This is a genomic window from Tractidigestivibacter scatoligenes (assembly GCF_001494635.1).
GTDB lineage: Bacteria > Actinomycetota > Coriobacteriia > Coriobacteriales > Atopobiaceae > Tractidigestivibacter > Tractidigestivibacter scatoligenes.
This window is the reverse complement of record NZ_LOJF01000011.1, coordinates 154197-167508: the sequence shown is the minus strand read 5'-3', so window position 1 is coordinate 167508 and position 13312 is coordinate 154197. Positions and strand designations below refer to the sequence as shown.

Below are 13312 nucleotides of genomic sequence, written 5' to 3'. Positions count from 1 at the left end.
ATGAGGAGCTACTTTCGCGATGCGGGGTCCTTTGCGGCGTCAGACGCCGGCGACGTGGTGCGCGTCTTTGTCGTGGGGCCCATCCAGACCAACTGCTACGCCTACGTCTCTGCCGGCGAGGCGTTAGTCGTAGACCCCGGAGCTGCCGGTGCGCGCGTGGCAGCGGCACTTGCTGGCGAGAAGGTCGTGTGCGTGGCGGCAACCCACGGCCACGGCGACCACGTGGGCGGCGTGGCGGCGCTTGTCTCGGCGACGGGTGCGCCCTTCGCGCTTGCGGCGGCCGACGCCGAGATGGCCGAGCATGCTGGCGACCCGGCGTATTCAGGCTCCGGCATTGCCTACGATGACGATGCGCCCGAGCCTTCTCGCCTGCTTGCCGAGGGCGACGTCCTTGCGGTGGGCACAGCACGTTTCCGCGTGATGGAGACTCCCGGCCACACGCCGGGCGGCATCTGCCTGGTGGGGGAGGGCACGGCGGAAGGGATTGCCTTTGTGGGCGACACACTCTTCCCGGGGTCGTGCGGTCGCACCGACCTTGCCGGCGGCGACCCGGACGCCATGTGCCGTTCGCTTGCACGTATGGGCCGCGAGATCGCGCCACAGACGGTGCTTCTCTGCGGACACGGTCCGGCCACCACGATGGCCGAGGAGCTGGCGAGCAACCCCTTCGTGCGCTAGCGCGGCATGCAACTTTTTTGCCGGGCAGCGGGATTCCATTGCCCGGCAACTCAATCCGGATTCCATTGCCGGGCAACTCAATCCCGCCCCGCGAATGACGCGGGATTACGCTGTTTAGGAAAAATCCGAACGTTTAGATTGGGTTAACCGTTCGGAATCCGCGGAACAGTTCGGAAGACGCGGTATTTCGCCGGTTAGACCGACTTAACCGTCCGGAATCCGCGCCCACTCGTCGAGCCAGGTCGCCAAGTTACCGGGGTTACCGGGCCACGGTTCTCTCGCCCCTCCCGTAAGACGCCAACCATTCCCGCTGCATCTGGTATAGTTCTCTGGTGCGTACGGTGCGCCCGAGTGGCGGAATGGCAGACGCGGAGGTCTCAAAAACCTCTGAGGGAAACCTCGTGTGGGTTCGACCCCCACCTCGGGCACCAGTTGCTCTCAGCGCTTCTCGGCGACGGGCAGTGGCGTGTTGTCTCGGTGGAGACGCACGTCTCGCAAATTGGTAGTTGCGTCAGCCGGAATGCTGCGGTATTATCGCACCTGCGTGAACATGCTAAGCGGGGCTTCTCGCCCCCACCTGAACGGCGCCCACGCGGCAGCTGTCTGGTCAGACAAAGATTTCTCCCCCCCCAGGCATGGGTGGCCCTTGTCTCCCGACGGCTGTGTGTCATCGGGAGTTATTTTTGTTCGCGGCGCTAGGCGCCGCAGAGAGAGGAAGGTGTAGAGAGATAGCCAGGAACGATGGTCCTCGCGTCAACGGGGAAATCACCTCACGCACGTGCCGCCTCATTGGCGTCGATGGCTCGCAGCTGGGCCTGTTTGGCGTGCGTGACGCCCTGCGCATTGCGCAGGAGCAGGGGCTTGACCTCGTGGAGATCGCGCCCAACGCGAACCCTCCGGTATGCAAGGTGCTCGACTACAGCAAGTACAAGTACGAGCAGGATCGCAAGGCCAAGGCTGCGCGCAAGAACCAGGCGCGCGTCGAGGTCAAGGAGATGAAGTTCCGTCCCAAGATCGACGTGGGCGATTACGAGACCAAGAAGGCCCACGTGATGCGCTTCCTCAAGAAGGGGGCCAAGGTCAAGATCACGATTATGTTCCGCGGTCGTGAGATGGCTCACCCCGAGCAGGGACGCATCGTGCTCGACCGTCTTGCCGAGGATCTCAAGCCTTGGGCCACCGTCGAGCAGCAGCCCCTCATGGAGGGTCGCAACATGCACATGCTCATCGCCCCCATCAAGGGCGCGTTCGATGTAACGCCCGAGGGCGACGAAGACACGAGCGAGAAGAAGGAGAAGTAACATGCCCAAGATGAAGACGCACAAGGGTACGGCAAAGCGCTTCCGTCGCACCGGTACCGGCAAGATCATGCGCGCCAAGGCGTTCAAGAGCCACATCCTGTCCAAGAAGTCCCAGAAGCGCATCCGCAACTTCCGCAAGGAGGCCGAGCTCGCCCCCAGCGACGTCAAGGTTGTCTCCCAGCGCATGGGTTCCAAGTAGGCGCTTCGCGCGTCCCGATTTTCCCTCAACGAGGAGTTGATTAGATATGTCTCGAGTCAAGCGCGCAGTCGCCGGCCGCAAGAAGCGTCAGACCCTGGTCGAGCGTACCAAGGGCTATTACGGAACTTCCTCCCGCACCTTCCGTGGCATGAAGGAGCAGGCCCAGCACTCCGGCCAGTACCAGTACCGTGACCGTCGCAACAAGAAGCGCGACTTCCGCAGCCTGTGGATTCAGCGCATCAACGCTGCCGCCCGCATGAACGACCTCTCCTACAGCACCTTCATGCACGGCCTCAAGCTTGCCGGCGTCGAGCTGGACCGCAAGGTCCTCGCCGAGATCGCCTACAGCGACGAGAAGGCCTTCGCCGACCTTGCCAACGTTGCCAAGAAGGCCCTTGCTGACGCTGAGTAGCGCGCGGCAATCTGGGCTGTAGCTTTGCCTTTGCGGCGGCATCGGGATTTCCCGGTGCCGCTTTTTCGTGGGTGGGATTTTCTTTCCGGGCAGTGGGATTCCGTTGCCCGGGAAATGAATCCCGTTCCGGGCATGGCGAGAACGACGCAACACATTCGTCGTTCGAACGTGTTGCGGCCTTCGCGCGTCACAGGTTCGGGTCCGAATATGTAGCTGCGGTCATCCCGGCCGCCGGGGCCTACTGGTGCTTCTCGCCCTTGTCCTTGCTCTCCGTCCGGATGCCGAGAAGCTCCTCTCGCCTCTCTTCGCGGCGCTCGCGGGCCTTCTCGGACTCCTCGGCAAAGGCGGGGTCATCTGGCCCCACGAGCTCGTCGTCACCCGTGCGAGGATCCTTGTGGTGGCGCAGGACGGGCTCGAAGAGGTGCAAGTGGTTTGCAAAGGCCCCAGATGCCACCAGCAGCACCAGGAAGATGCAGATTCGCGGAATCGTGGTCACCTGCGTCATGACAAGCGCGCCGGCGCAGAGGAGCGCAGTCCAGGCATACACCACGAGCACGGCTTGCTTCTGGTCAAAGCCCTCTGCAAGTAGGCGGTGATGAATGTGCCCACGGTCCGCCCTGCCCACGCTCACGTGCGCGCGGGTACGCCTGACAATGGCGGAGAACGTGTCGATGATGGGGATTCCCGCGATAACCAGCGGCACGATGATTGTGGTGAGGCCTGCGATTCTCGTCACCGAGAGAAGCGAGATGGTGCCCAGCGCAAACCCCAGCGTAAGCGAGCCGGAGTCTCCCATGAAGATGCTTGCCGGATGGAAGTTGTAGTGGAGAAAGCCAAGCGTGGACCCGGCGATGGCGCAAGCGAGTGCCGCGGCGTCCAGGCGACCTGCCCAGATCGAGAGCACGAACATGGTTACGCTGGCGATGCACGAGATTCCCGCGGCAAGCCCGTCTAAGCCGTCAATGAGGTTGATGATATTTACGTAGGCAACCAGGTAGATGATGGTCACGGGGTAGGTGAGCCAGCCAAGCTCAATAAACTCGCCGGGCGCAAAGGGGTTGGCAATAACGCCAATGACCAGGCCGCCCATCGCCGCTATTGTGGCGGCAAGCACCTGCCCAAGGAGCTTTGTGCGAGGAGTGAGGGTGAATTTGTCGTCAAGCATGCCGGTTGTGAAGATGATGACAAACGCAAGGACCAGCATCCAGTAGTTAACGGTGAGACGCGGAGACGGCACGAGAACAACCGGCCAGCCAAAGTAAGTCGTGCCAATGTACTGCACCACAAACGCAGCCACGATGCCCGCAAAAATAGCAATGCCGCCCATGCGTGGTATGGGAGTCTTGTTCACCCGTCGCTTGTTGGGGTAGTCGACTGCCCCAACGCGGATGGCAAACTTTCTGGCGAGGGGTGTGACGGCGAGCGCACAGGCGAGAGAAGCGGCAAACAGGCAGAGAAACGACAGCCAGTATCTGGGCACCGTTTGACACCTCCTCTTGCTCGCCGTCTTTTCCTAGCGAGACATAATACACAGAAACGTGGGAAAACGTGCTGCTTAGCAGCGGCGATGGGGGAGAGGTATGGAGTAGCATGGCCGTTTAGCTGCGGTTCATTTGAGCCGTTATTGCATGATGCGCAAAAAGTGCCCACACATCCATTGTGCGGGCACCGCTCGCCATGTCAAGACTGGCATCTGGGCGCGCGTTCGCCTACATTGGTCTTGTCGTCCCCCTGCGGTGCAAACTGGGTGAACCGACAAGCGTTACAAGGGAGTCCGACATCTCGTCCTGGAAGGGGATCCTCCGTTGTTGAGGAAGCCGGAACGGGCGATGAGGACACCCACCTTATGAAGGTGGGTTCATAATCGTATCCGCAGGGGGCGACTTTTCTTGTTTGCGTGTATCTTGCGGCGTGGTATCGCCGTGATCCCGGCGGAGAAAAGCGCCGCTCGGGCGCATATTTGACGCCGGAGGGAACGTTATTGCAGCAATTACGTACATAATTGCTGCTCCGGCGAGAAATTGGCGCCGGAGGGCGCTTCTCGTATGGAATCCCGTCTAAACCCCTGCTTCGGCGTCGAGTCGGCGCCGGAGGGCGCATTTTGGCAGCAAGGGCGTACGAAAGCGGCCTTCAGGTGTCGCTTGGCCAGCGGCGTCCTGTGGTGCTCTTTCGCAAATCCCGCACTTTGCCGTTGACATGGCCGCGCCAAATTGCGACAATGGCTCCCGCGCATGCGCGCCTGGGGATGTAGCTCAGCTGGGAGAGCGCTGCCTTCGCAAGGCAGAGGCCGAGGGTTCGAATCCCTTCATCTCCACCATGGAATCTGTGGGGCCCGGGCACAAAGCTTGGGCCCCTTTTTCTTACCTCGTTTCCAACCCCGATGGGAGCATGGCTGGGATGGAAGGTCTTCTCGCCAAGCTGGACGCATCCTCCTACGACGCCTGCGAGCTGTGTCCACGCCGCTGTGGTGCCGCACGCTCCCAGGGCAAAGCGGGCGTCTGCGGCGCCACCGCCACCCCGCGTGTCGCAAGGGCTGCGCTCCACTTCTGGGAGGAGCCGCCCATCTCGGGTGAGGCAGGCTCCGGCGCCATCTTCTTCACGGGCTGCCCGCTGCGCTGCTGCTTTTGCCAGAACCACCAGATCTCCCAGGAGGGCTTTGGCCTTGCCGTCTCCACCTCGCGCATCGCCGAGATGATGCTCGAGCTCCAGTCACAGGGCGCCCTCAACATCAACCTCGTGACACCCCTGCACTTTGCGCCCACGGCGCGCGAGGCGGTGCTTCTTGCACGCGAGAATGGCCTTGCCATCCCAACGGTCTGCAACACCTCGGGCTATGAGCTGTCTGAGGTTGTGCGCGCGATGTCCGACGTCATCGACATCTGGCTCACCGACTTCAAGTACGCAAGCCCCGCGCTCGCGGGCTCGCTCTCGGCTGCGCGCGACTACCCCAGCGTTGCCGCGGCGGCGCTGGTCGAGATGGTCTCCTCCGTAGACGCGGCTGGCGGCCGGCTGGTGGGGGAGGACGGCGCGATGAAGCGCGGCGTCATCGTGCGACACCTGGTGCTTCCCGGACACGTGGATGACTCCTGCGCAGTCCTCGACCGCGTGTGGGAGACCTGCGGCAACGCGGCGGACCTCTCGGTCATGAACCAGTACACGCCCAATGACACCTGCCGCAAGGCCGGCGGCGACCTTGCGCGGGCGGTGACGGACGAGGAGTACGAGATCGTCCTCTGCCATGCGGACGACCTTGGCTTCGAGAACATCTGGTGGCAGGAGGGCGGCACCGTCTCGGAGAGCTTCGTGCCCGCCTTCGACGCAACGGGAGTCGAGGGGCCGGAGCTTCCCGGCACCCAAGAAACGGCGTCATCGCTGCCCAGCTGCCACAAAGGGGTATAGACTCAGCATCTGTAGGCAATCGTGCGCTTGTCGCGCGCCCACCATGGAGGTGTCATGCCAGAGAACATGCCCCTCTCCGACGAGGAGAGGTCAGAGCTCGAGAAGCTTCGTGCCGAGAAGGCCGCCCGCGAGGAGGCCCAGGCGGCGGCTCGCGAGCGCGCTGAGCTCGAGCGCTTGAAGGCGGAGCAGGCCGCCAGCGAGAAGGAGGCCGCTGAGCAGCGTCGCATTGCCGAGGCACGCGAGAAGGGCCGCCAGCTCATGGAGCCCGATGACGATGACCTGCGCATGCCCAAGGGCCAGAAGATCGTCATCGCCATCATAGTCGTGGTGGCGGTGGTGTGGCTCCTCGCCATGGCGCTCGGGTAAGGCACACAGCAGACAGGCGCCCGGCGCGGGGCGAGGTCTCGCGGCGGGTGCATCAACACAGGAGGAAGTATCACCATGTCGCTCACGGACCGCACCAAGCCAACCGATGTCTCTCTCAACACCGACCTCTACGAGCTCACGATGGCCCAGGGGTTTTGGGAGTCGGGCCTTGTGGACACGCAGGCGACGTTTAACGCCTTCTTCCGTGAGAACCCCTTTGGCGGCGGCTATGCGGTGGCCTGCGGCATGGGACAGATTCCCGACCTGGTAGAGAACTTCGTCTTCGACGACGAGGACATCGACTACCTGGCCAGCATCCCGGCTCCCGGCGGCGGCTCCATGTTCAAGCCTGCCTTCCTCGAGTACCTCCGCAACCACCACCTTGACCTCACGATCCACGCCGTTCCCGAGGGTGACGTGGTCTTCCCGCGCGAGCCCATGGTGCGCGTCCAGGGCCCGCTTATCGACTGCCAGCTCATCGAGACGGCCCTGCTCAACCTCGTGAACTTCCAGACCCTTGTCGCAACCAAGACCTCGCGCGTGGTGCGTGCGGCCGAGGGGCACCCCGTGTCCGACTTTGGCCTGAGGCGCGCCCAGGGTCCCGACGGCGGTCTCGCCGTTGCCCGTGCCTCCTACATCGCCGGCGCAAGCTCCACCTCCAACCTGCTGGCGGGCAAGATCTACGGCATCCCCGTCTTTGGCACGCACGCCCACTCCTGGGTCATGGCGTTCCCCACCGAGCTTGACGCGTTCCGTGCCTTCGCAAAGTCGAGTCCCAAGAACTGCGTGCTGCTCCTCGACACCTACGACGTCCACCAGGGCATAAAGAACGCAATCACGGTTGCCAAGGAGATGGAGGCCGCGGGCGAGCGCCTGGCTGCAATCCGCATCGACTCGGGCGACCTGGCAAAGCTCACCAAGGAGACCCGCAAGGCCTTCGACGACGCCGGCCTGCCCTACGTCAAGATCTCTGCCTCGAACGACCTGGACGAGTACACCATCCAGTCGCTCTACGCGCAGGGCGCACCCATCGACTCGTTTGGCGTGGGCACCAAGCTCGCCACCTGCGATCCCCAGCCCTCCCTCGGCGGCGTCTACAAGCTCTCGGCCGTGCGCGACTCGGCTGACGCCCCGTGGAACCCGGTGATCAAGCTCTCCGAGCAGGCCTACAAGCGCACCATCCCAGGCGTCCAGCACGTCCTGCGCTTCCTCGACGACGACCACTGCCCCGTGGGCGACATGATCCTTGATGACTCCTACACGCGCGGCGACGCCACGGCCGCAACGAGCATGGAGGACATCCTCGATCCCTTCTCGTCCTATGGTCTCTCCGGCACCCCTCGCGAGCTCCTTACCTGCTACGTGGAGCACGGCAAGCGCGTGGGCGAGCCGGTCGACATCGAGGAGTCCCGCTCGCGCTGCCACAACGCGCTCATGCACCTCGACCCGGCAATCACCCGCTTCCTCAACCCGCAGGCGTATCCCGTGGGCCTGGAGCAGGGCCTTGCCGCGCTTCGTCGCGACCTTGCGGCCGAGGAGCGCAGCGGCTCCTCTCGCGTGAGGCGCTAGAGCGTAGAAGCCGCGCCTCGGCGTCTGCCAACGCCTCTGCTACACTGCTGCACACGGAAGCGCGCCAGGGGGCGCGCAGGTATCACGGAAGGACGGGGCACATGCCCGAGAAGATTGAGGAGCTCGTCAGGAAGGCCGTCGCGGACGCACAGGAGGCGGGAGACCTGCCTTCCTTCGAGGTTGGGGACCTTGGCCTTGAGCGCCCCGCAGACGCCGACAACGGTGACTGGACCACCACACTTGCCCTGCGCTCCGCCCGCCTCGCCCACATGGCACCCCGTGCCATTGCCCAGGCAATCGTGAACCACATGGAGAAGGACCCTGGCATCTCCAAGGTCGAGGTCGCCGGTCCCGGCTTTGTGAACTTCTACCTCTCCGCTGCCGCAAACAACGAGGTCTTCCGCACGGTGCGCGAGCAGGGCCATGACTTTGGGCGCTCCAACATTGGCGCCGGCGAGAAGGTCCAGGTCGAGTTTGTCTCGGCCAACCCCGTGGGACCGCTCCACATTGGTCACGGCCGCTGGGCCGCCCTTGGCGACTCTCTCTGCCGCGTGATGGAGCACGCCGGCTACAACGTGGAGCGCGAGTACTACATTAACGACCACGGCAGCCAGATGGACGTCTTTGGCAACTCTGTCGCCGAGCGTTACCTGCAGCTCGCCCAGGTGGTCTCCGAGCGCGGCTGCTCGCTCGACGAGGCCGTGCGGGTGCTTCTCGATGACCGCAAGGCCTTCGTGAAGGACGAGGAGGACGCACACCCCGAGTTCCACCCCTACATGGACGCCTTCAACAAGAACCTTGGCGGCAACGCCTATGGCGGCGACTACATCATCGACGTAGCCCGCCACTTCATGGAGACCGATGGCACCCGCTGGGTCGACGCAGACCCCGAGGAGCGCATGCTCGAGTTCCGCGAGCGCGGCTACAAGCTCATGCTCGAGTCCATAAAGAGCACGCTCGACGAGTCCCGCTGCCACTTTGACGTGTGGTTCTCCGAGCGCTCGCTCTATGAGAAGGGCGAGGACGGCACCTCGGCCGTTGACCGCGCCCTCGCGCGCCTGGACGAAATGGGCTACCTCTACCGCGACGAGGACGGCGCGCTGTGGTTCCGCTCCACCGCGCTTGGCGACGACAAGGACCGCGTGCTCATCAAGACAAACGGCGAGTACACCTACTTTGCCTCCGACGTGGCGTACCACTGGAACAAGTTCCAGCGCGTCGACCACGTGATCGACATCTGGGGCGCCGACCACCACGGCTACATCCAGCGCGTCGACTCCGCCTGCACGGCGCTTGGCTACCCCGGCAAGCTAGAGGTCCTTCTCGGCCAGCTCGTGAACCTGCTGCGCGACGGCGTGCCGGTGCGCATGTCCAAGCGCAAGGGCACCATGATTCCCTTCAAGGAGCTCATGGATGAGGTCGGCGTGGACGCCACACGCTACACGCTCATCTCCAAGTCGAGCAACCAGATGATCGATTTCGACATCGAGAAGGTCAAGAAGCAGGACAACACCAACCCCGTCTACTACGTTCAGTACGCGCACGCGCGAATCTGCTCCATCCTGCGCAAGGGTGCCGGTGTTACTGCCGAGGAGGCCGAGAAGCTCGGCATGGACGAGGTCGCCAGGCGCGCGGTAGGTGAGGAGTACGACCTCTCTCTGCTCACCGACCCCACCGAGGCTACGCTTGCCCGCAAGCTCTCGGAGTTTCCGGCGCTGGTGGAGGGCTGCGCGCGCGATCGCGCCCCCTTCCGCCTCACTCACTACGCCGAGGAGCTGGCAGGCGACTTCCACTCCTTCTACACCGTGTGCCAGGTGCTGCCCAGCAAGGGACGTCCGGTGGACGAGGGCCTTTCCAAGGCGCGTCTCGCCGCCGTGGACGCCACGCGCAGGGTGCTCGCCCTTACGCTCGAGTTCTGCGGGGTCCATGCGCCGCAAAGCATGTAGCGTGCCGCCCAGACCCCGGTTTGGTACCGTCGGACCAACTGTAAGTTCCCGTAGCAATCTCAAAGAATGTGCAGTTGTTTCGGCGCTTTATACCAACTAATATATAATTGTTCTTTAAGGAGGGTCGCGGGTTAGCTACGGGCGCATGGCGCCTGGCACTACAACGTCGTCCCATATGTCGGGGTGCGGCTAGAGAAGGTGGGCCTTGTGGACCTGCGCGAGTACATGTCAGTACGCAGAGCGTACAACCTCGTGCGTCAGTCACAGCCTGCGCGTGACAGACTCACGTTCGAGGAGTTTGCGGTTCTCTGCCGCCTGCAGGTGGCAGGGGAGCCCATGAAGACTTCTGCCATCGCCGAGTACCAGGGGGCGTTGCGGCCTACCATGACGCATCGCACGAACCACCTGGCCGATCTTGGGTTCATCTCTCGCGGCGAGGGGGGCGTGGACCGCCGTAACGTCGTATGCATCATCACGCCAAAGGGGAGTGACTGCGTAGACAAGCTCTCCGAACTTACCTGCAAGGAGATACTGCCTGGTCAGCCGCTTTCTCGCACGCTTCCTGAGCGCATTGTCAAATACGTTGACGCCATGGGTTCGGTCTTTGCCAAGGCGGGAGACCTCGTGCTTCTCGCCATGTATGCCGAGGACGCGCAACCGGTCACGGTCACAAGGCTTGTCGAGTCGCTGGGGCTCCTGCAGCCCACAGTCTCCATGTCCGTCTCGTCCCTTGTGCTGGAGGGGCTTATCGAGCGTGGGCCGTCACGGGCGTCTGGCCTTGTGCTTACGCCTCAGGGCAGCAGGCGCGCGGCATTCCTTGCCGCTCGCATTGCGGAGGTTGTAGTCAAGCGCCGTCCCAGGAACCAGAAGCCTGAGGGACAGACGGAAGAGTAGCGCCGGGCGGGCGGTAGCGTTACCTTGGGCTCGTTTTGTGGCCTCAACGTGCATAGCTGCGCATGTCGTGCTATAGTGGCCCCAACGCGGCGTCCTATACGCAAGCTTCTGATGTATGTATGCACGTCGCAACAAACCCCTCCTTGCATGTCATGGACGGCTCTCTTGCAGCCGTCTCGGAGCTGTGCCGAGGGGACGCATCGAGCAACACGGCCTTAACGAAGCCCATCAATCAATTAATTTGCACGACGGTTTGGCGCGCCACGCGTCCCGCGTGAGAGTGAAAGGTAAAACAGCATGGCAGACGAGACGCCCGCGGATTTTATGGGTGCTACCCCGGCGGAGGTTCCCGAGGAGGCGCCCAAGCCCAGGCGTCGCCGTCGTACGCGCGCAGAGATCGAGGCAGACAAGCTTGCAAAGGCTGCCGCCGCTGAGGCTGCGCCTGCGGATGGCCAACCTTCTGCGGAAGAGGCGCCCAAGCCCAGGCGCCGCCGGACTTCTAAGAAGAAGGCCGAGGATGCCGGTACGGCACAGGGCGAGCTTCCGCTTGAGGCGGCGCCGGCGGCCCCCGTGGCACCGGGCGCCGCGCCAGAGGAAGCACCAAAGCCCAGGCGCCGCCGCCGCACGCGTGCCCAGATAGAGGCGGACGAGAAAGCCAAGGCAGAGGCGGCTTCGCGTGCGGCAAGTGCCCCCGTAGAGTCTCCCGTGCAGGAGTCTTCGGAACACGTCACTGAGGAGCAGCCTGCGCCCAAGCCCCGTCGTCGCCGTCGCACGCGTGCCCAGATTGAGGCGGATGAGCGTGCCAAGGAAGAGGCGGCCAAGAGCGAATCTGCCGCACCCGAGCGCCATGAGCCCAATCCCCCAGAGATTTCCGAGCACGAACAGCATGCCGAGAACGAGCAGCATATCGAGCACGAACAGCCAAGCTTCTCGGAGATGACGCGCCTTACGCAGGAGGCAACACAGGCAAGCTCGGTGCCTGCCCCCATGCCCGCGTCAACGCTTGCCGAGGCCGACCATGCTGGCGAGCAGCAAAACCACTACCAGCGGCAGCCTCGCGAGCACAACCAGCGCCCGGAGCAGCAGGGCCAGCAGCAGGGCCGCCGCCGTCGTGTAAGCTACAACAACAATTCCGGCAATAATCGCTTTAACAACAATGGCGGAGAAGGAAACAGCTTCAACCGCCGCAACCAGCAGAACCACAAGCAGCACAATCGTCACAACGGCCAACAGACCCAAACCCAACCCTCGCTTACCCGTGACGAGCTGCAGGCCATGAAGGTGGCTGACCTCCGCGCCAAGGCCGCCGAGCTAGGCGTCGAGTACGTTGGGGTCCACAAGTCTGATCTTGTCGAAGCCGTGTATCGGGCGGCAGCTGCCGCCGAGGGCTTCCACCCCGTTGACGGCATCCTTGAGATTGGCAACGCCGGCGCTGGCTGGATTCGTACCGGCAATTACATGAAGGGCGACAACGACGCCTACGTGAGCCAGCAGTTCATTCGCAACTATTCACTGCGCCCGGGCGACCGCGTGGAGGGAACGGTTGGTCCTGCTCGCACTAATACCAAGTACCCCGCCCAGTATCCGCCCCTTATCGCCATCGCGCACGTAAACGGTCGCGACCCCGAGTCGATGAAGAGCCGCCCGCGCTTCCGCGACCTCACCCCCATCTATCCCAATGAGCGCCTGGTCATGGAGTGCGGCAAGGACGCCATTACCGGCCGTGCCATCGATCTTGTCGCCCCCATTGGCAAGGGCCAGCGCGGTCTTATCGTGAGCCCGCCCAAGGCAGGCAAGACCACGGTGCTTAAGAAGATCTGCCAGTCCATCGCTGCCAACAATCCCGAGGTGCACCTTGTCTGCCTGCTCGTGGACGAGCGCCCCGAGGAAGTCACCGACATGCAGCGCTCCATTCATGGCGAGGTCGTGGCGTCGACCTTCGACATGCCGGCAGAGAACCACACTGCCGTGTCCGAGCTGGTCATCGAGCACGCTAAGAGGCTCGTGGAGCTTGGCGAGGACGTTGTGGTGGTGCTCGACTCCATCACGCGCCTGGCCCGTGCGTACAACCTTGCGCAGCCTGCGAGCGGCCGCATCCTTTCCGGCGGCGTTGACTCCGCGGCGCTCTATCCGCCCAAGAAGTTCCTGGGTGCTGCCCGCAACATCGAGAACGGCGGCTCGCTCACGATCATCGCCTCTGCGCTGGTGGACACCGGCTCCAAGATGGACGAGGTCATCTTCGAGGAGTTCAAGGGCACCGGCAACATGGAGCTCAAGCTTGACCGCGAGCTGGCCGACAAGCGCATCTTCCCTGCAATCGACCCGGTCTCCTCGGGTACCCGCAACGAGGACCTGCTCCTGCCCGCCGAGCTCACGCCTTTCGTATGGGGTATCCGCCGCGTGCTCGCCAACATGAACAACACCGAGCGTGCGGCTTCCGCGCTGGTCAAGGGTCTCAAGGCCACCAACTCCAACGAGGAGTTCCTCATACGCTCGGCCAAGAAGGCCGCGCAGAGCGAGTATGTGATGTAGGTCTCGGCACCGAGCG

At 63.5% G+C, this 13312-nt stretch carries 11 protein-coding genes, 2 tRNA genes and 1 other RNA gene; 13 read left to right on the top strand and 1 reads right to left on the bottom strand.

Annotated features, from left to right (window positions below):
* From AUL39_RS09400 to rplT, 5 genes are all read left to right on the top strand, one after another.
* Positions 1-678, top strand: coding sequence for an MBL fold metallo-hydrolase (locus AUL39_RS09400; RefSeq protein ID WP_059055623.1), 678 nt, complete (start codon positions 1-3; stop codon positions 676-678).
* A gap of 345 nt (positions 679-1023) precedes the next feature.
* Positions 1024-1109: transfer RNA gene (locus AUL39_RS09395), tRNA-Leu, on the top strand.
* A 252-nt stretch (positions 1110-1361) separates the two neighbouring features.
* The gene (gene infC / locus AUL39_RS09390) at positions 1362-1979 is read left to right on the top strand and encodes a translation initiation factor IF-3 (RefSeq protein WP_059055621.1); all 618 of its coding nucleotides are present in this window, start codon (positions 1362-1364) and stop codon (positions 1977-1979) included.
* 1 nt (position 1980) lies between these two features.
* Positions 1981-2178 (top strand): 50S ribosomal protein L35, encoded by a 198-nt coding sequence (gene rpmI / locus AUL39_RS09385; RefSeq protein ID WP_032111610.1) that lies wholly within the window; start codon positions 1981-1983, stop codon positions 2176-2178.
* Positions 2179-2224: 46 nt separating this feature from the next.
* Positions 2225-2590: a 50S ribosomal protein L20 gene (rplT, locus tag AUL39_RS09380; protein ID WP_032111611.1), complete on the top strand. Its 366-nt coding sequence runs from the start codon at positions 2225-2227 to the stop codon at positions 2588-2590.
* Between the two features lie 238 nt (positions 2591-2828).
* Here the strand turns inward: rplT and AUL39_RS09375 are convergent, their stop codons facing one another.
* A complete protein-coding gene (locus AUL39_RS09375; protein ID WP_059055619.1) occupies positions 2829-4070 on the bottom strand; it encodes a glycosyltransferase family 4 protein in 1242 nt (413 codons plus the stop codon).
* Positions 4071-4315: 245 nt separating this feature from the next.
* Here AUL39_RS09375 and ssrS point away from each other — a divergent pair.
* From ssrS to rho, 8 genes are all read left to right on the top strand, one after another.
* Positions 4316-4473: non-coding RNA, 6S RNA (ssrS, locus tag AUL39_RS11680), on the top strand.
* Positions 4474-4831: 358 nt separating this feature from the next.
* A tRNA-Ala gene (locus AUL39_RS09370) sits at positions 4832-4907 on the top strand.
* 71 nt (positions 4908-4978) lie between these two features.
* Positions 4979-5989 carry a radical SAM protein gene (locus tag AUL39_RS09365; protein WP_235810828.1) on the top strand — a complete coding sequence of 337 codons (1011 nt, stop codon included), beginning with the start codon at positions 4979-4981 and terminating at the stop codon, positions 5987-5989.
* Positions 5990-6043: 54 nt separating this feature from the next.
* Complete coding sequence (locus tag AUL39_RS09360; protein ID WP_059055614.1) at positions 6044-6355, top strand: hypothetical protein; 312 nt, start codon at positions 6044-6046, stop codon at positions 6353-6355.
* Positions 6356-6430: 75 nt separating this feature from the next.
* Positions 6431-7924, top strand: coding sequence for a nicotinate phosphoribosyltransferase (locus AUL39_RS09355; RefSeq protein WP_059055612.1), 1494 nt, complete (start codon positions 6431-6433; stop codon positions 7922-7924).
* Between the two features lie 101 nt (positions 7925-8025).
* Entirely contained in the window at positions 8026-9870 is a 1845-nt protein-coding gene (argS, locus tag AUL39_RS09350; protein WP_059055611.1) for an arginine--tRNA ligase, read from the top strand.
* Between the two features lie 183 nt (positions 9871-10053).
* Entirely contained in the window at positions 10054-10764 is a 711-nt protein-coding gene (locus tag AUL39_RS09345; protein WP_235810827.1) for a MarR family transcriptional regulator, read from the top strand.
* Between the two features lie 297 nt (positions 10765-11061).
* Positions 11062-13296, top strand: coding sequence for a transcription termination factor Rho (gene rho / locus AUL39_RS10990; RefSeq protein ID WP_235810826.1), 2235 nt, complete (start codon positions 11062-11064; stop codon positions 13294-13296).
* The last annotated feature ends 16 nt before the right edge of the window (positions 13297-13312 follow it).

What these genes read in the sequence shown, in the direction of transcription:
- AUL39_RS09400 (WP_059055623.1), top strand. Translation starts at nt 1, where the DNA reads ATGAGGAGCTACTTTCGCGATGCGGGGTCCTTTGCGGCGTCAGACGCC.
- rpmI (WP_032111610.1), top strand. Translation starts at nt 1,981, where the DNA reads ATGCCCAAGATGAAGACGCACAAGGGTACGGCAAAGCGCTTCCGTCGC.
- rplT (WP_032111611.1), top strand. Translation starts at nt 2,225, where the DNA reads ATGTCTCGAGTCAAGCGCGCAGTCGCCGGCCGCAAGAAGCGTCAGACC.
- AUL39_RS09365 (WP_235810828.1), top strand. Translation starts at nt 4,979, where the DNA reads ATGGCTGGGATGGAAGGTCTTCTCGCCAAGCTGGACGCATCCTCCTAC.
- AUL39_RS09360 (WP_059055614.1), top strand. Translation starts at nt 6,044, where the DNA reads ATGCCAGAGAACATGCCCCTCTCCGACGAGGAGAGGTCAGAGCTCGAG.
- AUL39_RS09355 (WP_059055612.1), top strand. Translation starts at nt 6,431, where the DNA reads ATGTCGCTCACGGACCGCACCAAGCCAACCGATGTCTCTCTCAACACC.
- argS (WP_059055611.1), top strand. Translation starts at nt 8,026, where the DNA reads ATGCCCGAGAAGATTGAGGAGCTCGTCAGGAAGGCCGTCGCGGACGCA.
- rho (WP_235810826.1), top strand. Translation starts at nt 11,062, where the DNA reads ATGGCAGACGAGACGCCCGCGGATTTTATGGGTGCTACCCCGGCGGAG.